Origin of the sequence: Pseudocoprococcus catus (assembly GCF_019734885.1) — a bacterium.
Lineage (GTDB): Bacteria > Bacillota > Clostridia > Lachnospirales > Lachnospiraceae > Coprococcus_A > Coprococcus_A catus.
On record NZ_JAAXCM010000020.1, the window covers coordinates 212894 to 232791 of the forward strand.

The 19898-nt window shown below is 44.5% G+C and carries 17 protein-coding genes and 1 other RNA gene; all 18 read left to right on the forward strand.

Annotated features, from left to right (window positions below):
- The first annotated feature begins 31 nt into the window (after positions 1-31).
- A complete protein-coding gene (locus HED67_RS02965) occupies positions 32-1693 on the forward strand; it encodes a nucleoside kinase (RefSeq protein ID WP_221717471.1) in 1662 nt (553 codons plus the stop codon).
- Positions 1694-1735: 42 nt separating this feature from the next.
- Positions 1736-2100: RNase P RNA component class A (gene rnpB, locus HED67_RS02970), an RNA gene on the forward strand.
- Positions 2101-2279: 179 nt separating this feature from the next.
- Positions 2280-2978 carry a response regulator transcription factor gene (locus HED67_RS02975; RefSeq protein ID WP_178438188.1) on the forward strand — a complete coding sequence of 233 codons (699 nt, stop codon included), beginning with the start codon at positions 2280-2282 and terminating at the stop codon, positions 2976-2978.
- Entirely contained in the window at positions 2968-4215 is a 1248-nt protein-coding gene (locus HED67_RS02980; RefSeq protein ID WP_221717472.1) for a HAMP domain-containing sensor histidine kinase, read from the forward strand. The genes HED67_RS02975 and HED67_RS02980 overlap by 11 nt, the downstream gene beginning before the upstream one ends.
- Positions 4215-6437: a hypothetical protein gene (locus tag HED67_RS02985; protein ID WP_221717473.1), complete on the forward strand. Its 2223-nt coding sequence runs from the start codon at positions 4215-4217 to the stop codon at positions 6435-6437. Before HED67_RS02980 ends, HED67_RS02985 begins: the two co-directional genes overlap by 1 nt.
- The gene (locus HED67_RS02990; RefSeq protein ID WP_221717474.1) at positions 6430-7371 is read left to right on the forward strand and encodes an ABC transporter ATP-binding protein; all 942 of its coding nucleotides are present in this window, start codon (positions 6430-6432) and stop codon (positions 7369-7371) included. The genes HED67_RS02985 and HED67_RS02990 overlap by 8 nt, the downstream gene beginning before the upstream one ends.
- On the forward strand, positions 7349-8326 hold the full coding sequence (locus HED67_RS02995) for an ABC transporter permease (protein ID WP_221717475.1): 978 nt from the start codon (positions 7349-7351) through the stop codon (positions 8324-8326). Before HED67_RS02990 ends, HED67_RS02995 begins: the two co-directional genes overlap by 23 nt.
- A gap of 90 nt (positions 8327-8416) precedes the next feature.
- The gene (locus HED67_RS03000) at positions 8417-9277 is read left to right on the forward strand and encodes a CPBP family intramembrane glutamic endopeptidase (protein WP_221717476.1); all 861 of its coding nucleotides are present in this window, start codon (positions 8417-8419) and stop codon (positions 9275-9277) included.
- A gap of 326 nt (positions 9278-9603) precedes the next feature.
- Positions 9604-10695: a recombinase RecA gene (gene recA, locus HED67_RS03005; protein WP_178438200.1), complete on the forward strand. Its 1092-nt coding sequence runs from the start codon at positions 9604-9606 to the stop codon at positions 10693-10695.
- A 5-nt stretch (positions 10696-10700) separates the two neighbouring features.
- The gene (locus HED67_RS03010; RefSeq protein WP_178438202.1) at positions 10701-11327 is read left to right on the forward strand and encodes a regulatory protein RecX; all 627 of its coding nucleotides are present in this window, start codon (positions 10701-10703) and stop codon (positions 11325-11327) included.
- A 243-nt stretch (positions 11328-11570) separates the two neighbouring features.
- Positions 11571-13076, forward strand: a complete 1506-nt coding sequence (gene rny / locus HED67_RS03015) for a ribonuclease Y (RefSeq protein WP_408639816.1) — start codon at positions 11571-11573, stop codon at positions 13074-13076.
- 221 nt (positions 13077-13297) lie between these two features.
- A complete protein-coding gene (locus tag HED67_RS03020; protein ID WP_178438207.1) occupies positions 13298-14131 on the forward strand; it encodes an Mrp/NBP35 family ATP-binding protein in 834 nt (277 codons plus the stop codon).
- A gap of 21 nt (positions 14132-14152) precedes the next feature.
- A complete protein-coding gene (locus tag HED67_RS03025) occupies positions 14153-14974 on the forward strand; it encodes an FAD binding domain-containing protein (protein ID WP_221717477.1) in 822 nt (273 codons plus the stop codon).
- Positions 14968-15426 (forward strand): (2Fe-2S)-binding protein, encoded by a 459-nt coding sequence (locus tag HED67_RS03030; protein WP_015514012.1) that lies wholly within the window; start codon positions 14968-14970, stop codon positions 15424-15426. Before HED67_RS03025 ends, HED67_RS03030 begins: the two co-directional genes overlap by 7 nt.
- On the forward strand, positions 15423-17753 hold the full coding sequence (locus HED67_RS03035) for a xanthine dehydrogenase family protein molybdopterin-binding subunit (RefSeq protein WP_221717478.1): 2331 nt from the start codon (positions 15423-15425) through the stop codon (positions 17751-17753). The genes HED67_RS03030 and HED67_RS03035 overlap by 4 nt, the downstream gene beginning before the upstream one ends.
- The gene (yqeC, locus tag HED67_RS03040; RefSeq protein WP_221717479.1) at positions 17753-18496 is read left to right on the forward strand and encodes a selenium cofactor biosynthesis protein YqeC; all 744 of its coding nucleotides are present in this window, start codon (positions 17753-17755) and stop codon (positions 18494-18496) included. The genes HED67_RS03035 and yqeC overlap by 1 nt, the downstream gene beginning before the upstream one ends.
- Positions 18489-19085, forward strand: a complete 597-nt coding sequence (locus HED67_RS03045) for a nucleotidyltransferase family protein (protein ID WP_221717480.1) — start codon at positions 18489-18491, stop codon at positions 19083-19085. Before yqeC ends, HED67_RS03045 begins: the two co-directional genes overlap by 8 nt.
- Positions 19078-19896 (forward strand): selenium-dependent molybdenum cofactor biosynthesis protein YqeB, encoded by an 819-nt coding sequence (gene yqeB, locus HED67_RS03050; protein ID WP_246612084.1) that lies wholly within the window; start codon positions 19078-19080, stop codon positions 19894-19896. The genes HED67_RS03045 and yqeB overlap by 8 nt, the downstream gene beginning before the upstream one ends.
- Positions 19897-19898 lie beyond the last annotated feature (2 nt).

Below are 19898 nucleotides of genomic sequence, written 5' to 3' on the forward strand. Positions count from 1 at the left end.
CACAGAATTTTGACAGTGGGGGGATGCAAATATGCCAAAAATTCATTTAAAAGTGAGAGAAAAAATTTTTGAATATGAAGCCGGACTGACACTGGAAACAATCAGCAGGGATTTTCAGAAGGCTTATCCGCATGATATTATTCTAGCCCGGGTAGACGGTAAGCTGGCTGAATTGATGAAGACAATTGATGAGGATGTATCAGTGGAGTTTATTACAACCGGAGAGATCATCGGCAATGAAGCTTATCGACGAACGGCCAGTATGATGATGCTGAAAGCTTTCCAGGACGTGATGGGTAGAGAAAATTTTGAACGTCTGACGGTTCAGTATTCTCTGGACAGAGGATACTACTGCGAATTAATATCGGATACGTCACTGACAAAGGAGCTTTTGGATCGTGTGAAGCTGCGTATGCAGGAAATTCAAAAAGAAAATATACCGATTATCAAAAAATCAATGCCGAAAAGAGAGGCCATTGAAATCTTCCGGGAACATAAAATGTACGATAAAGTCAATCTGTTCCATTATCGGCGCAGTTCCAGGATCAACGTTTATACTCTGGAAGATACCGTTGACTACTTTTACGGCTATATGGCACCAAATACCTCTTATGTCCGATATTTTGATTTATACTTGTATGACGATGGATTTGTACTGCAGATGCCGGAACCGGCATCACCGGAGACAGTGGATGCCTTTGAACCGCCGGAAAAACTGTTCAATGTGCTGAAACAGTCCGCCAGATGGGGGGAACTTCTTGGTGTGCGTACTGTGGCAGATATCAACAATGCCCTGGCAGACGGCAGCTTTTCAGAATTGATGCTTGTACAGGAAGCACTGCAGGAAAAGAAAATTGCGGAGATCGCGGAGAGTATCATTGAAAGCGGCAAGAGGATCATCTTGATCGCCGGTCCTTCTTCATCAGGTAAAACGACTTTTTCACATCGTTTATCCATTCAGCTGCGGGCTCATGGACTGAAACCACACCCGATTCCTGTAGATAATTATTTTGTAAATCGGGAAGATACACCTCTTGATGAGTACGGAAAACCGAATTTTGAATGTCTTGAGGCACTGGATATCAAAGAACTGAATAAAGATCTGCATGGGCTTCTGGCGGGTGAAGAAGTAGAGCTGCCTGTTTTTAATTTTGTCACAGGCAAACGTGAAATGAGCGGCGAGAAGATGAAGATCGGCGATCGGGATGTGCTTGTAATAGAAGGTATTCATTCATTGAATGATGCCATGACCTATTCTATTGATCAGAGCAATAAGTTTAAGATTTATATCAGTGCGCTGACTCAGCTGAATATTGACGAACATAACCGTATACCGACAACAGATGCAAGACTTCTTCGAAGAATTGTCAGGGATGCAGCCAAACGCGGTACCAATGCGGCAAAGACGATTTCCATGTGGCAGTCTGTCCGTCGCGGAGAGGAGGAGAATATCTTCCCTTATCAGGAAAACTGCGATGTGATGTTTAATTCTGTGCTGATTTATGAACTGGCGATTCTGAAGCAGTATGCAGAACCGCTGCTGTTTTCTGTCAGAGAGGATCAGCCGGAATATGAGACAGCCAAATATCTCATCAAGTTCCTGGGATATTTCCTTGGTGCGAGCAGTGAGAATGTGCCGAACAACTCTATTCTCAGAGAGTTTATCGGCGGCAGCTGTTTTAACGTCGGATAAAAGTGTTTACTTTTGAAAATGAATATGATATGATAGGGAACGTAAGTCTGTCGGATAATCGCGGCTGCAAGCGTCGAAAGACCGCAGGTGAGGAAAGTCCGAGCTTCTTAGGGCAGAGTGCCGGATAACGTCCGGTGGAGGCAACTCCAAGGCCAGTGCAACAGAAATAAACCGCCTGCTTCGTCAGGTAAGGGTGGAAAGGCGAGGTAAGAGCTCACCGCTTCTCTGGTAACAGAGGAGGCTCTGTAAACCCCACTCGGAAGCAAGACCGCATATAAAACGATACGTCGGCCCGGCGTGTTTTAGGGTAGGTCGCTCGATCCTGCTGGCAACAGCAGGGCTAGATAGATGATTATCGTATCCGGTTTCCGGATTCACATAACTCGGCTTATAGACAGGCTTACAATGCAATGATTTTCAGAAGGGAGCTGTCGCTTTAACTAAGAGATTAGTGAAGCGTCAGCCCTTTTTGTTGTCGGCCTTTTTTTCTTTCAGAGTATGTTAAGGTTTTTGTAAGGACTTAAAAGGCGGGGCTGTGCTAGAATAAAAACAGATGAGAGAATCGTTAAGAACGGAGGAAAGATAAATGGCTGAACAGATTGAAATTCTGGTAGTAGATGACGACAAAGAGATTGCGAATCTTGTAGAGATATATCTGTCAAGCACCGGATATATTATCTATAAAGCATATAATGCCATGGATGGATTGGCACTATTGCAGAAGCATGATATTAAACTGGCAATTATCGATGTGATGATGCCGAAGATCGACGGCATTGAGATGTGCCGGAGAATCCGGGAATGCAGAAATATTCCGATTATCATACTGAGTGCTAAATCAGCAGATGTGGATAAGATTCTCGGGTTAAGTGTAGGGGCGGATGATTATATGATCAAACCGTTTAATCCGATGGAACTTCTGGCGAGAGTGAAGTCTCAGCTTAGAAGATATTTGGAATTGAATCCGGGGGTGTTGGCAGATAGCAATACAATCGAAGTACAGGATGTGGTTATTGATACGAAGAAACACCGGGTAACGGTGGATGGCAGGGATGTGGTACTGACACCTATTGAGTTCAGTATTCTGCAGCTTTTGGCCAGTCATCCCGGCCGCGTATTCAGTACAGATGAGATTTATGAGAATGTCTGGAATGAGAAGCTTTATGAGGCCAACAATACAGTTATGGTACATATGCGGAGATTGCGGGAAAAGGTTGAGAAGAGTCCGAGATCACCGCAGCTGATCAAAACAGTCTGGGGAGTGGGATACAAGATTGAAGGTTAAATTTACAGAAAGTTTCAGAATGCGTGTCATGATGTATACATGCATCAGCCTGCTGGCGGCGGTACTGACGGATCTGGCCGTATTGTTTTTGTGTATCCGTTCGCGCATACTGGTCAGTGATTATGGCCTGAATAATATGAATATTCATGCAGGCAATAATAACTATGTGCTTAACAACAGTCGTATCCAGGCATCCACTAAAAGTATGCTGAGTGAATCGAATATTTTTTACAGAATTTTTGGGGTAGGTATCAAAGTACAGCTGATTATCATCTTGTTCATCCTTGCTCTTGTTGTCTTTTTGCTGGTCTTTTTTGCACTGACTCACCAGGTAACGGGTTATATTACAACTATTCTCCAGGGAGCCTGTAAAATGGCAGACGGGGATTTTTCCCACAGAATTAAAATGGCAGACGGGGATTTTTCCCACAGAATTGATGTCCGGTATCAGGATGAATTTTCCTGCATTGCCGATAGTATCAATCGGATGGCAGATACGGTTGAGACGATGAAGAAGAAAGAGGAAGAGGCCGAGGAGACAAAGAATGAGCTGATTACCAATGTGGCACATGATCTTCGTACGCCGCTGACATCTATTATCGGCTATATTGACATTGTCAATAATATGCCGGATCTGACGGAAGCGCAGCGTTCAGAGTATCTGAAGATTACATGGGAGAAAGCCAGAAAGCTTGAGAAACTGATCAATGAACTGTTCAGTTTTACAAAGATCAGCTATGGCGGTATGCCCATGCATATGGAGAAGATCGACCTGATCAAGCTGCTTGAGCAGGAGGTAGATGAACTCTATCCGACATTCAAAGACAACGAGTTGGAGTGTGTACTGGAGACGGATACGGACAGCTGCATGGTTATGGCAGACGGAGAACAGCTGGTGAGAGTATTTGATAACCTTCTCGGGAATGCAGTCAAATACGGCAGATACGGCAAGATGATCAGAGTGCGCACCGTGACAGAGCAAAGTCAGATCCGAATTCAGGTTGTCAATTATGGCAGTGTGATACCGGCGGAGAATCTTCCGTTTCTGTTTGAAAAGTTCTACAAAATAGACACATCCAGACAACCCTCCAGTGAGGGAATAGGGCTGGGACTGGCTATTGCAAAAAGCATTGTTGAAAGTCACGGCGGCAGTATTTCTGTGAAGAGTTCCTTTGACGGGACTGTTTTTGAAGTTATTCTTCCGACAGCGGAAAAGGCTCAGAATGAGGTGGCATAATGACAAAACAATTAAAAAGACTGATCTGGCTGGCTGCATTGTTTATGATTCTTATTCCTGCTGTTTATGTTTTGGCAGATGAGACTGAGGCGGATCATGACAGATTTACTGTCAGCTGCTCTGAAGTGGAAAATGATATTATTCCGGAAGACAATACATGGGCATGCAGCGTCAGAATGCAGATAACAAACAATGGAGAAGATTTTGACGGTACCATCAAAATACTTGCGTTTGAGGGCAGTGAAACGGATGCTGTGAATGCCATCGGGAAAACCCTTGAGTTTAAAAGCGGAGAGACAAAGCCAATTTATTTTAAAGTTCCAAATGTTTCCTATGACGGTACACCGTATAGAATTCCGCTGCGTGTAGATTTCCTTGATGAAGATGGTAAACTGCTTTGTCGGACAATGACAGATTTTCAGGCGGCGTCGGATGATAACTATACAGTTGCTGCAGGCATTTATACCGATGATACCCGGAAAATGACGGTGATCGATCAGTCGAAGATCAAATATGAGACGGCCTCTATCAGTGGTGATGTGACCATGAAGTCCCGCAGGATGACAGAAGAGGAATTGGACAATATCCAGGAAATGAATGTGAACCTTCTGATATTGGACAAAGCACTTTCTAAGAGTGAGTGGGAATATATTTCAAAATGGGTGATGTACGGCGGTCATGTGATGGCGGAACAGAGCGTTTATGACCGTTTGATCGCAAAGACACTGAATGACGAGAATATGACAGATTGGGGAAAAGGCAGGATTCTTGTGTATACATCGGAGGAATGGAGCGGTACATTTTTTTTGAAAGCTGTCAGAAATATATTTGGCGATGAGGGCTTTAACGCACTGTTTGGCGGTGATTATACCGATAATTATTGGAATGTAACGTCTATGCTCAATTATGATACTGGCAGTGAACTGCCATCTGTATCTGTTTATGTGTTCTGTCTGCTGATTTATATTTTATGTATGGGTCCGGCTGTCTATCTGTTCCTTAAGAAAAAAGATAAGAGAGAGTATATGTGGCTGGTTATACCATGTACAGCAATTTTATTTTCGGTGATTATCTATATGGCAGGAAATTCAACCCGCTATACAGAACCTTTTATACGCTATTATTCCTCAGTGGATCTCACGGATGAGGCGACGGTAGAGAATACCAAAATACTGCTGACAAGTCCGGATAAGGAAAGGTCGGTGATGAGTATTGAAGGAGATTGCCGCATGGTGCTGCTCAGTGATGAATATTATCTGCCGCTTCAGACGGGAATGAAGGAAAGATTTCAACGTATGAAGACAAAACTGGGTGAAGCAGAATACAATACGGCCATGTCTGTTTCTGATACAAGAACGGACGTGCTTGTCAGGGGCAGAAGTGCTTTCGACAAAAATTATTTTTCAAATTCAAGAATATTGAAGACGGAAGGCAGTATCAGTGCTGATATGTTCTACTACAAAGGTGCATTGTCGGGAACCGTAACCAACACAACAAAATGGAATCTTCATAATGCCTTTGTCATCCATAAAGGATTGATTTTTATGATCGGTGATCTGGCGGCCGGTGAGACAAAGACACTGGATCAGCTGCAGAATGTACAGTTACTGAAAAGCCGCAGTGTCAAGTTAGATACATGGCAGATGGACAATCCGGGCAATACAGCTGCAGTTTCCTCGGTAATGAGCGGCATGATGGATAACCTGTCTTCTAATATTTCACGGGAAGAAGATATGGTGGGCGGTTTTACCATGGATTATGATATCGGTGTACAGGATAACGACCAGATTTCTTCCGTTTGCGGTCTGGCATTGATCAAATCCGGAATTGAAGTGGCAGACAGTGGAAAGGGATGGTCGTCCCAGGTTATGCTTGAACCGCAAGAGGCGGAGAATGAAGAAGAACTCTATAATTTTGATCCCTTCAGTTATCTCATTTACGGTTCGGATACATTGAATGCCAGATATATTGTCGGCGATGTAACGGGAATGCTTTACATGAAGTGGCTGAACAAAGATGATTTGATGAATGTGGCTTTTTATAATCTGTCCACCGGTGTGTATGATATAGTGATGGAAGACAGTGACATGATGACGTCAGAGCAGCTGAAGGACTATATCTCAAAGGATAATGTCATTAAAGTGCGTGTTCAGCTTGAGAATATGGATGAGGATCATTATATGCCTGTATTTACCCTGTCAGGAGGTGAAAAGAATGATTGAGATCAAACATCTTTACAAAGCTTTTGACAATCATATGGTGCTCAGAAATCTGAATATGAAGATCAATGATGGTGCCATCTATGGTTTTGTTGGTCCAAATGGAGCAGGCAAGACAACGACAATGCGGATTATCGCCGGACTGCTGAAAGCTGACAGCGGACAGATCCTTATAGATGGCATGGATATTGGCAGCAGACACAAAGAGATGATCGGGTATATGCCGGATTTCTTTGGTGTTTATGATAAACTCAAGGTGAAAGAGTATATGGCTTTTTTTGCATCCATTTATAGTCTTGACCGGGAAAAAACACAAGAAAAAACAGAGCAGTTGCTGTCACTGGTAAAATTAACAGAAAAGAAAGAGGCCTATGTGGACAGCCTTTCCAGAGGTATGAAGCAAAGGCTGTGTCTGGCAAGATGCATGATCCATGATCCGAAGCTGCTGATTCTTGATGAACCGGCTTCTGGTCTGGATCCAAGAGCCAGATATGAGTTTAAGGAAATTATCAGGCAGCTGCGAAAACAGGGAAGAACGGTTATGATCAGTTCACACATCCTTTCAGAACTTTCGGAAATGTGTACGGATATTTGTATTATTGATGAAGGAAGAGCTGTTATGGATGGCAGTGTGGAAGAAATTGAATATCATATGATTACGGCTTCTCCCCTGGTTATTCATACTGCAGGCAGGCAAGAGGATGCCATCGCCCTGATCAGAAAGAACGAGATGGTCGAAACGCTGTCTTATAATGAGAATGAGATACGGGCGGTATTTAAAGGCGGTCGTGAAGATGAGGTCATGTTGCTTCATGAGCTGGTAGCAGAGGGTATTCCGGTCTGTTCTTTCGGGAGAGACAAAAGCGGCCTGGAAACATTGTTTATGCGTATTACAGATCCGGAGGTGAAAGAGCATGCATATGAATCCGGTCTATAAAAATGAACTGAAGATGTCAGCCAGATCCATGCAGATACCTGTTCTGGCAGTGATCTTTAACAGCATATTATCCGTTGTGACTTTGAGCGTTCTGTATTCTATTCGGCAGGGATATATCAGAAATGGATCAGAACCCTATTCTTCCATGATGCTTCTTTATGTGGTGGTCCTGACAATAGAGGTTGTCCTGCTGTGTCTGTTTGTACCCTCGGCGGCAGGAGGAAGTATAGCAGGAGAAAGGGAAAGGCAGACACTGGATATTCTGCTGTCATCGAGAATGTCAGTGGGGGAAATCGTCATGGGAAAACTGCTGTCCTGCATCAGTACGGCTGTTTTGCTGGTGTTTACAAGTGTTCCGATTCTGGCTGTTACTTCCATGTATGGCGGTATGCAGCTGAGCGTGCTTTATCAGTCTGCGGCCTATGTAGGATTTTTTATTTTATTTATCGGCAGTATCGGAGTTTTTTGTTCATGCCGCTTTAAGAAAACAACTTATGCCTCCATATCAGCCTATGGCGTGATCATTGCGTTGACAATAGGCACGGGACTGCTGGTTGTTCTGCTGAATATGGCTGTCGGCGGTTTTTACGGCAATTATTTTATAACATCTTCAACAAGTGAACTTTCTTATGCCTACAGCAGTATGGTGGATACTGCCTCCAGTGCTTCTGCGTCACATCCGGTTGCCGGTATCATTTATCTGTGGCTTCTGAATCCGGCAGTTACCTATGTATTGATTGTTTTTCATCAAATTGGAGAGATGAGTCTGGTAGAGAACTTTCTGCATGAGCTGGGGGCAGCTGATGTTGTCGTCAGTCACTGGCTGTTTATCAGTTTGATTTTCCAGGCAATTTTTATTATAGTGATGATTGTTCTGGCGACAAAATATCTGAATCCGCAGAATGAGCGTTTTAAGACAGGCACAAAAATCTTAAAAAAGCATAAAACAAAATAAAATCTGTTGCATAACCTGAAGGAATCGTGTATAACAGATGAGAGATGCGTGAGGGCATTGGTTCGATCTTGAGATAAAGGAGTTTGGGTTATGACACAGGAGAGCTGGTTTCGAAGGATATGGGGGCTGATCACACCGGAGTTGATTTATCTGGCTATATGCTACTTGATTGATATTGCAGCAGCGGGATACTGGGCTTTTTCCATGGCCGGAGATTATTCTCAGAGCAATATGGATGCTTTTGTGACGGCGTTGTCGGATAAACTGATTAAATATGCGATGGTTCTGCAGTCGGCAGCGGCGTTTTTCAGTATTCTGATCCTGCTTCGGATGTACTTTAAAGACTACAAGAAGCGGCGTTTTGTATTTGACAGAAAGGGTACGGCGCCGGGATGGTGGCTGATACTGATCCCCATCGGGGTATTTGTTTCGCTGGCAGGTAATCTGCTGATCAATGTTTCGGATTTGGCGGCTATGTCAGAAGGCTTTGAACAGTCACAGCAGATGTTGTTTTCCGGGCCGTTGGCTGCACAGATCATTGGCATAGGTGTTATTATTCCTATTTGCGAGGAACTAATCTACAGGGGACTGATCTTTATGCGTCTTCGCCAGTACTGCAACGTGAACCTGGCTATCGGTATTTCAGCCCTTCTGTTTGCTGCTTTTCACGGCAATATTGTTCAGGGAATCTATGCTTTTGTCACAGGGATACTGTTTGCTTATGTTTATGAGAAGTATGGTTCGCTGAAGGCACCGATGATTGTACATATTTCTGCCAATTTGCTGTCTCTTGGGCTTGCGTGTCTGAATTATACTTTTGAAAGCAGGATGAAAGTATTGGTGGTCGGCGTTATTGCAGCAGTAATCTGTCTGGCATTTGTCTGGGTGATGGACAGACATGTGTCTGCAAAGCGGATTTATTTGAACCAGGCAGAAGCATCAGAAGCTTAATTTGAGAAGAGCTAGAAGAAATATTTGAGAAGGCGGAAAATTTCGACGGACAAACTCGAAATTTTCCGCCTTTTGTTTTTTAGCGCAGAAAACTTTGTCAATGAATGATAATTGCCGTATATTTTTGGATATGCTATACTTTTTATGTCATCAGGGATTCGAACATTTTGAAAAGGGCATTGACTTTTCAAACGGGATAGTGTAATATAAACATTAGTTCGAAGAACGAATGTTCACAAAACATATGAACGATAATTTTATCATATACAAGAATGAAGCAGAGTCATGAAGGCCAGTTGGCTGCCACAGAATAAAGGAGATTTGGAATGGATAACAGTGAAAAGTTGAAAGCTTTGGATGCGGCGATTTCGAAGATTGAGAAGGATTTCGGCAAGGGTGCCATTATGAAGCTTGGTGATAAGAGCAAGAACATGGATGTTGAGACAATTCCGACAGGCTCCTTGAGTCTGGATCTTGCCCTGGGGCTTGGAGGACTTCCGAAGGGACGTGTTGTGGAGATTTACGGACCAGAATCTTCAGGTAAGACAACCGTTACATTACATATGGTTGCAGAAGTGCAGAAGCGGGGCGGCATCGCGGGCTTTATTGATGCAGAGCATGCCCTGGATCCGGCTTATGCACGCAGAATCGGCGTAGACATTGATAATCTGTACATTTCTCAGCCGGATAATGGTGAACAGGCACTGGAGATTACAGAGATGATGGTTCGTTCCGGTGCGGTAGACATTATTGTTGTGGACTCGGTTGCAGCCCTTGTTCCGAAGGCTGAGATCGATGGTGATATGGGTGATTCCCATGTGGGCCTTCAGGCGAGATTGATGTCACAGGCTCTTAGAAAGCTGACAGCTATCATCAGCAAGTCTAATTGTATTGTTATCTTTATCAATCAGCTGCGTGAGAAGGTCGGCGTTATGTTCGGAAGTCCGGAGACAACGACAGGTGGTCGTGCCCTGAAGTTCTATTCATCTATTCGAATGGATATCCGCCGTATTGAGGCAATTAAGCAGGGTGGTGAGATTGTCGGCAACCGTACACGTGTGAAGGTTGTGAAGAACAAGGTGGCACCTCCGTTCAAGGAAGCAGAATTTGATATCATGTTTGGCAAGGGAATCTCCAGAGAAGGTGATATTCTTGATCTTGCAGCCAATACCGGTATTGTCAACAAGAGTGGTGCATGGTATTCCTACAATGATGCGAAGATTGGTCAGGGACGTGAGAATACAAAGACTTATTTCCGTGAACATCCGGAGATTATGGAAGAAGTAGAACATAAGGTTCGTGTCCATTTTGGTTTGGAGACGGATGGCAGCGATGAGAATTCAGGCAGTCAGAGAGCAGACAGTGTGAAAGCTGATTCTGATGTGACAGCTTCAGAGACAATGATGGAGAATGAATAAGAATAATGACAGTTACAGCAATTGAGTCTGTGACGCGACATAAGATGCGGGTTTCCCTGGACGGGGAACCTGCATTTGTGTTCACAGACAGGGAGATCAGAGAGTGGAATCTGACAGAAGAGATGGAATTTGATAGAGCAGAAGAAGAGGCACTGGTTCAGTATGTCTGCCGCGAGGCAGCCAGAACAGCGATGAATCTTCTGGTGAAGAGGGATTATGCTCAGGCAGAATTATATCGAAAGTTGAGAGAAAGAGGATATAGTGAATATTTTGCACGGCAGGGAATAGCGTATGTATCCTCGTATCATTATCTGGATGATGAACGTTATGCAAGACAGATGATCGGAAGATACAAGGGCACAGCGAGTCGGAAGATGATGATGAACAAGATGAAGCAGAAGGGGCTTTCAGATGATGTCATCCGTGAGGTGATGGAAGCATCCGAATGGACAGATGAGATGGGAATTACCAGAGAGCTTCACAGACGTTTTTCATCGGCAGAGCAGATTGAAGAAATGGCAGATAAAGAGCGTCAGAAGCTGATCCAGTCACTGATGCGCAAGGGTTATGGTTATGGTGATATCACGCATGTGATGCGGTATTTTGAGGAAATAGACCAGGAAAGAGTATAGGACTGGGATTTTTTTCATGGGATTGATTTTTATAAAAATGATGTCAGGTGAGAGTGCACAAAATTATGATTAACCCAAAATAAATCGTCACAAAATTTTGACAATTCAAGGGGTTTTATGCATAGGATACTTGACATAAGTTCAAAAAAAGTATAAAATTTAAGTGTTGTATTCTAATACAATGAAATTAAATAAGGAGGTGCTCCTGTGCCAGTAATAGCTATTATTGTGCTTGTTCTTGGCATTCTCCTCATTTTAGCTGGACTTTATCTGATCAAAAGCAATAAAGATAAAGCTGAGAAGATTGGCAATGCAGAAGAAAAGGCCCGTAACATTATTGATGAGGCTTTGAAAGCTGCAGAGACCAAGAAAAGAGAAGGTTTGTTGGAACTTAAGGAAGAGACTTTAAGAAATAAAAACGAACTGGAGAGAGAGAGTAAGGAACGTCGCGCAGAACTGCAGAAGTTCGAGAAGCGTGTTCTTGCTAAGGAAGAAGCACTTGACAGAAAGGGAGACTCACTTGAGAAGCGCGAGAGTCAGCTGGCTTCCAGAGAAGATAAGCTGAACAAACGTCAGGCTGAAGTGGATGCCCTGAGTGAAAAGAGAGTACAGGAACTTGAACGAATCTCAGGATTGACCTCCGAACAGGCAAAAGATTATCTTCTGAAGACTGTGGAAGATGAAGTGAAACATGAAACAGCAATGTTAGTGAAGGAACTTGAAACCAGGGCAAAGGAAGAGGCAGGCAAGAAAGCCAAGGAATATGTGGTAACAGCGATTCAGAAATGTGCTGCTGACCATGTAGCAGAGACAACAATCTCTGTTGTACCGCTTCCGAATGACGAGATGAAAGGTCGTATTATCGGTCGTGAAGGCCGGAATATCCGTACACTTGAGACGATGACAGGTGTTGATCTTATTATTGATGATACACCGGAAGCAGTTATCCTTTCGAGCTTTGACCCGATCCGCCGTGAGGTTGCCCGAATTGCCCTTGAGAAATTAATTGTCGATGGACGTATCCATCCGGCCAGAATCGAAGAGATGGTAGAGAAGGCTCAGAAGGAAGTCGAGACAATGATTCGCGAGGAAGGTGAAGCTGCTACACTGGAAGTCGGTGTACATGGTATTCATCCGGAACTTGTACGTCTCCTGGGTAAGATGAAGTTCAGAACAAGCTATGGTCAGAATGCTTTGAAGCATTCTATTGAAGTGGCTCAGTTATCAGGATTACTGGCAGCTGAGATCGGCGTTGATGTTCGTATGGCGAAACGTGCGGGATTATTGCATGATATAGGCAAGTCTGTTGACCATGAGATGGAGGGATCTCATATCCAGATTGGCGTTGATTTATGTAAGAAGTACAAAGAGTCACCGATTGTTATTAATGCTGTTGAATCACATCATGGTGATGTAGAACCGACATCGTTGATTGCATGTATTGTACAGGCTGCAGATACAATTTCAGCTGCAAGACCTGGTGCAAGACGTGAAACACTTGAAACCTACACAAACAGATTGAATCAATTAGAAGATATTACCAACAGCTTTAAGGGTGTTGAGAAATCTTTTGCAATTCAGGCAGGTAGAGAGATTCGTGTAATGGTAGTTCCAGAGCAGGTAAGTGATGCAGATATGATCTTACTTGCAAGAGATATAGCGAAGCAGATTGAAGCGGAGCTTGAATATCCAGGCCAGATTAAAGTAAATGTAATCAGAGAGTCAAGAGTGATGGAATATGCAAAATAGCTTGCGGTAAGTGAGTGTATATCCGACAAACGATTTGTTTATAAACTTTGATAGGGAATAATAGAGGCAGAATAGATCGATGATCGGTGTTCTGCCTCTTTTTAATGACAATACGATTCAGAAGACGCAGGTATACTTGGAAAAATCCTAGTACTATGCATAAAAAGTGAAATGTGGTATAGTTGTACTATACGTTGAAAATAAGAAAGGGTGTAAATACAATGAGTGAAGCATGTAATGAATCAAGCTGCAGTTCATGTTCTGTAGAGGGATGTTCATCAAGAAAAGCAGCAGATATGAAAGAACCGGCCAACCAGTATAGCCATATTAAACATGTAATTGGTATTGTCAGCGGTAAAGGCGGTGTAGGAAAGTCACTTGTAACATCAGAATTGGCAGTGAAGCTGCACAGACAGGGATATAAAGTCGGCATTTTGGATGCAGATATCACGGGTCCTTCTATTCCGAAGGTATTTGGTATTCATGAGAAGGCTGTAGGCAATGATAAGGGTGTTTTCCCGGCTCAGACACCGGAAGGAATTAAGATTATTTCGGTTAATCTGATGCTTGATAATGAAGAAGATCCGGTTGTCTGGAGAGGCCCGGTTATTGCAGGTGTGGTAAAACAGTTCTGGAATGAAGTTATCTGGGGCGATCTGGACTATCTTCTTGTTGATATGCCTCCAGGCACCGGGGATGTTCCTCTGACAGTATTCCAGTCTCTGCCGGTAGATGGCGTTATCATTGTTACGTCTCCTCAGGAACTGGTTGAAATGATTGTCAAGAAAGCCTATAACATGGCGAAGATGATGAATGTACCGGTACTTGGTCTTGTTCAGAATATGAGTTACCTGCTTTGCCCGGATTGCGGCAGAATGATTTATATTTACGGTGAGGGCAAGGGAGAACAGACAGCTAAGGAACTTTCTATTCCATCCTATGCAAGTCTTCCAATCGATCCGTCCATTGCAGCTTTATGTGATGCCGGCAGGATTGAGGAATTCGATCATCCTTATCTGGATGCAATGGTGAAATACTTGTCATCTTTAAATTAATTCACACTAAAGGGAGAGAACATGTTTACTATCAGAGAATATGCCATGCCTGAGACACTGGATGAGGCCTATACAATACTGAAATCCAGAAAAGGCAATCAGATCCTTGGCGGATGTGCATGGTTACGATTAGGGAAAAAAAGAATTAATATCGCAGTTGATCTGACAAAATGTGGTCTTGATTACATTAGAGAAGATGACGAACAGATAGAGATTGGGGCCATGACTTCTTATCGCAGTGTGGAAACCTGTGATATTCTGAAGAAGTATTTTAACGGTGTGATCGCCGACTCAGTTTCTTCTATTATCGGTACACAGTTTAGAAATACGGTGACAGTGGGCGGTTCTGTCTACGGCCGTTTTGGTTTTTCGGATTTTCTGACACCGCTTTTGACGTTGGATACATCTGTTGTACTCTACAAGAGAGGAAGCATTTCGCTGGAGACATTTATGACGATGCCTTATGAAAAGGAGATCATTGAGAAGATCGTGATCAAGAAAGACGGACGGAAGTCCTCTTATCAGATGTTTCGCAATTCCAGAGGGGATTTTCCTATTCTGAATCTTGCAGCCAGCAGGACAGAAGCAGGACAGTGGATTGTGACTGTGGGAGCCAGAGGACCGAAAGCCATCAGGGCGGAGAAGACAGCGGCTTTTCTGAGTGACAAATTGTCACAGAATGCATTGAAAGCGGAAGATGTTGAAGCTGTTATTCAAGAAGCAGGAGAAATCCTCGTCAGTGAAGTGACGTTTACAAGTAATATGCGGGCAAGCGCAGAGTACAGACGTATTCTTGGCAAAGTGCTCTTAGGTAAGGCAGTCAGGGAGGTGATGGCATGCTAGTTCATATTTTTATCAATGGAGAAAAGAGAAAAGTGCATTGCCAGCCTGATGCCATGCTTTTGGAAGTACTCAGAGATGCTGGCTGCAAGAGTGTCAAATGCGGCTGTGATACGACCAACTGCGGTCTTTGTACCGTATGGCTGGACGGCAAACCGGTGCTGTCCTGTTCTGTTCCGGCAGCCAGAGTGAATGAACGACATGTGACGACACTGGAAGGTATTCAGGATGAAGCGGAAGCTTTCGGTAAGTATCTGGTGGGTGAAGGCGCAGAGCAGTGCGGTTTCTGCAGTCCGGGACTCATTATGAATGTCGTTGCCATGAAGAAAGAACTGGATCATCCGACAGATGATGAGATTCGTCACTATTTGGAGGGCAATCTCTGCAGATGTACCGGATATATGGGACAGATGCGTGCCATCAGACAGTATGTGGATGAGGAGGTAGAAGCATGAGATATGTCAGCCAGCCTGTAAAGAAACTGGATGGTATGCCGATCGTCAAAGGCAAGCCTCTTTATACCAATGACCTGGCTCCGAATGAGTGTCTGATAGTTCTGGCCCTCAGGAGCCCTTATGCTTACGCAAGGATCAAATCCATCGATACAAGCAAAGCAATGCTGGTTAAGGGTGTTGAATGTGTTCTGACGTACAAGGATGTCCCACATGTGAGATTTACCAATGCCGGACAGACTTATCCGGAATGCTCGGCTTATGACCGCCTGATCCTGGATGAATATGTCCGTTATGTGGGTGACGAAGTGGCATTAGTGGCTGCCAACAATGAGAAAGCAGCCCAACAGGCACTGAAGATGATCAAGGTTGAATATGAAGTCCTTGAGCCGGTCCTGGATTATAAAAAAGCTGTGGATAATCCAACGATTGTGCATAATTATGATGATTATTTCATGCATATTCCAAGCTTCAATGCGGACAATAAGCGTAATATTGTTGTTGACGGCGTGGAAGAGCACGGGGATGTGGAGAAGGAATTTGCTGAGAGCGAAGTCATCGCGGAGGGCGAATATGAAGTTCAGGCTCAGGAACAGTGTATGATGGAGTCTTTCAGAACTTATACTTATCTGGATCATATGAATCGTCTTGTTGTGGTATCTTCAACGCAGGTGCCTTTCCATGTCAGAAGATCCCTTGCTAGAGCGCTTCAGATTCCACAGTCCAGAATCCGTGTTGTGAAGCCTCGAATCGGCGGTGGTTTTGGAGCCAAACAGACCATTGTTTCCGAATATTACCCGGCGATTGTGACTTTGAAGACCGGCAAGGCAGCGAAGATGATCTATTCCAGAAAAGAGACTTTTTCCTGTTCCAACAGCCGTCATCAGATGTGCATCAAAGTCCGTGTCGGCGCAGATAAAGAGGGCAATATCCATGTGATTGAGTTGGATACATTGTCTAACCAGGGGGCTTACGGCGAACATGGTACAACGACCATTGGTTTGTCCGGTCATAAAGCAATCCCTCTGTACAATCAGGCGAGAGCCCATCGATTCAAATACCGCGGTGTTTACACGAACATGATGCCTGCGGCTGCATTCAGGGGCTATGGTGCGACACAGGGGCAGTTTGCACTGGAATCCACTGTGAATAAACTGGCACATATGCTGGATATGGATCCGCTTCTGCTTCGTGAGAAGAATATGCTGCGTATGGGCGAAATCATGCCGGCTTATTACAATGAACCCCTTAACAGCAGTGCATTGGATCGTTGTATCCAGCGTGGTCGGGATATGATCGGATGGGACGAGAAATATCCATGCAAAGAGATCAGTCCGACAAAAGTCAGAGCTGTCGGTATGTCTATTTCCATGCAGGGTTCCGGTATTTCAAATGTAGATACAGCCGGTGCTGAGATCAAGCTCAATGATGATGGCTTCTATACACTGAAGATTGGTGCAACGGATATGGGAACCGGATGTGATACATCTATGACCCAGATTGCGGCTGAAACGCTGCTGGCTGACATTGATCAGTTTATTGTTGCCGGTGTAGATACAGATATTTCACCTTTTGACCCAGGGTCTTATGCCTCCAGCACAACCTATGTGACAGGTATGGCTGTTTATAATGCAGCCTGTGACCTGAAGAACAAGATTATCACTGCCGGAGCGAAGATGATGTATCCGGAACGTTTTCTTGATGAGACAGACAAGGTGAATCCGAAAAAATTTTACTTTGACGGCAACAGAGTGATGGAAGTGTCAACGGGCAAGACAATAGCCCTTCATGATATAGCCGTGCATTGTGCCGGCACAAGCGACGGTAATTATTTAAACGGCACAGGTTTTTATTCAAGTCCGGTGTCACCGCCGCCTTTGATGGCTGGTTTTGTTGAGATTGAACTGGACAAAGAAACAGGTAAGTTTGACATTGTAGATTATGTGGGCGTTGTTGACTGTGGTACGATCATCAACAGCAATATTGTCCGCGGACAGACAGAGGGCGGTATCTGTCAGGGTATCGGTCTGGCCATGTATGAGGACGTTCAGTATGATGCCAAAGGTCGTATGATGACAGATTCCTTTATGCAGTATAAGATCCCGAATCGTGTGGATGTGAAGAAGATCCGTGTTGAGTTTGAATCCAGTTATGAACCAACAGGACCTTACGGAGCAAAGTCCATCGGTGAAATTGTTATCAATACACCGGGACCGGCCATTGCAGAAGCTGTTTATAATGCCTGCGGTGTACGTGTCACATCATTGCCGATCACACCTGAAAAGGTCAAGATGGGTATGATGAAGAACGAACTGGAGAAACAGAAATAATGAAAGATTATCGGATTCATGTTGAAGAATTGCTGGATCCGCTGTACAGGCATGGCTGCAGGGTGTTTTCAGTCGTTGGTTCCGGCGGCAAAACAACATTGATCCGTCAGGCGGCTATGCATTATGCCAGATTATATCAAGTGGGAGTTGCTGCTTCAACAAAAATGTGTCTTCCGGATGGGCAGTGGGAATATAAAGGCTGTCCTCCGGCTGTTGTGTCGTCTGACGGGCAGGGAGATGCGAAGAGGCAGGCGGCTCCTATTTGTTTTTATACGGAACATATTCTGCCGTCAGGCAAAATCTGGAATCTGGGGGAGCAGATGTTAGGGCAGGCACTGGAAGAAAGTGATCTGCTTTTGATAGAAGCAGACGGATCCAACCGAAAGCCCTTAAAGGGCTGGAGAGAAGATGAACCGGTCATTCTTCCGGCAACAGAAGCCACCATTGGTGTTTTGCCGATGCATTGTCTGGGAGAAATCATAGATGCGACAAAGGTGCATCGCATGGAGAAATTCACTGCAATAACAGGATTAAAATCCGGTGATGTGATGACGGAGGAGGCCTATCTGCAGCTGATTACATCGGAAAATGGTCTTTTTGGGCATAGTCTTGGCAGCAGATGGCTGGTACTTAATCGAGTAAATGATCCGCAGCTTTATCAGTCCGCAAAGAGGATTGCCGAAGCTGCTGTGACATCAGGTGTCATAGACGGATGGATTGCGGGGTGTCTGGAGAATGAATAATCCGACAGCAGGGATAACGGCTGTAATATTGGCATCCGGTTTTTCAAAAAGAATGGGGTGCAATAAGTTATTGCTGCCTGTGGAAGGCAAAGCGATGATTGCACATGTTTTTGATGCGGTCAGACAGGTGGGATTTGAGCAGACGGTTGTGGTGACGGGATTTGACAGCATTGCACAGTTGGCAGTTGGAAATGGCTTTCTGACGGTGGATAATGACAGCCCTGAGATAGGACAAAGCCATTCGGTTGTGTTGGGGGTACAGAAAACGTCACAATCGGCAGGATGGATGTTTTTTAATGGCGATATGCCCTGGCTGAAATCGGATACCATTGGAAAATTGCTGGAATATGCGGATGCAGCGCATATTGTGGTGCCAAGGTATGGCAGCCGTCCGGGGCAGCCGGTTTATTTCCCGGCTGCTTTTAAAGCAGAATTACTGGCTTTGACAGGAGATCATGGCGGACGGACCATCATACGCAATCATCCGGATCGAGTCTGCTATGTGCCCATTGACAATATCAGACAGGGCGTGGATGTTGATACGCCTGAGGGTTATGAGAAGGTAAAAGGGGGAGATTGGGTTGAATAAGACGATTATTATCAGAGGCGGCGGAGACCTGGCAACAGGAACTATCAGCTGTCTGCATCAGTGCGGATATCAGGTACTGGTTCTTGAAATCGCAAAACCGACGGCTATTCGGAGAAGTGTTGCTTTTTCTGAGGCTATGTATGATGGGGAGACAGAGGTTGAGGGGATCAAAGCCAGAAAAATTACGCAGTTTTCAGAGGCAGAGGCCTGTTGGCAGGATGGGGTTATCCCGATTATCTGTGATGAAAAAGCAGAAGCAGTCAAAGCAGTACCACATTTTGCTTTTGTGGATGCGGCTATTGCCAAGAGAAATCTCGGAACCACCATTGATATGGCGGATTTTGTCATTGGACTGGGGCCGGGATTTACTGCCGGCGTGGATGTGGATGTGGTCATTGAAACAAAGAGAGGACATCGTCTCGGACGTATTATCCGGGAGGGTCAGGCCATTGCCAATACAGGTATCCCGGGTATTATCGGCGGTTATGGCAAAGAGCGTGTCATTCATTCCGAGAATGCAGGTGTTTTCCATGGTATTGCCCATATCGGAGATCTGGTGAAAAAAGGCGATCTCATTGCGAAGGTTGATGATGCACCGGTGTATGCGACACTGGATGGCGTACTCAGAGGTATTCTAAGAGATGGCTTACCGGTACCGGAGCATTTTAAGATTGCGGATATTGATCCGCGTTTATCAGAAAGAGAAAATTGCTTTACTATTTCAGATAAAGCAAGAGCCATTGCAGGCGGTGTTCTGCAGGCCATTTGTATCTATGAAAACGGGCTTCGCAGCGGAGAAGGGAGAAAATAATT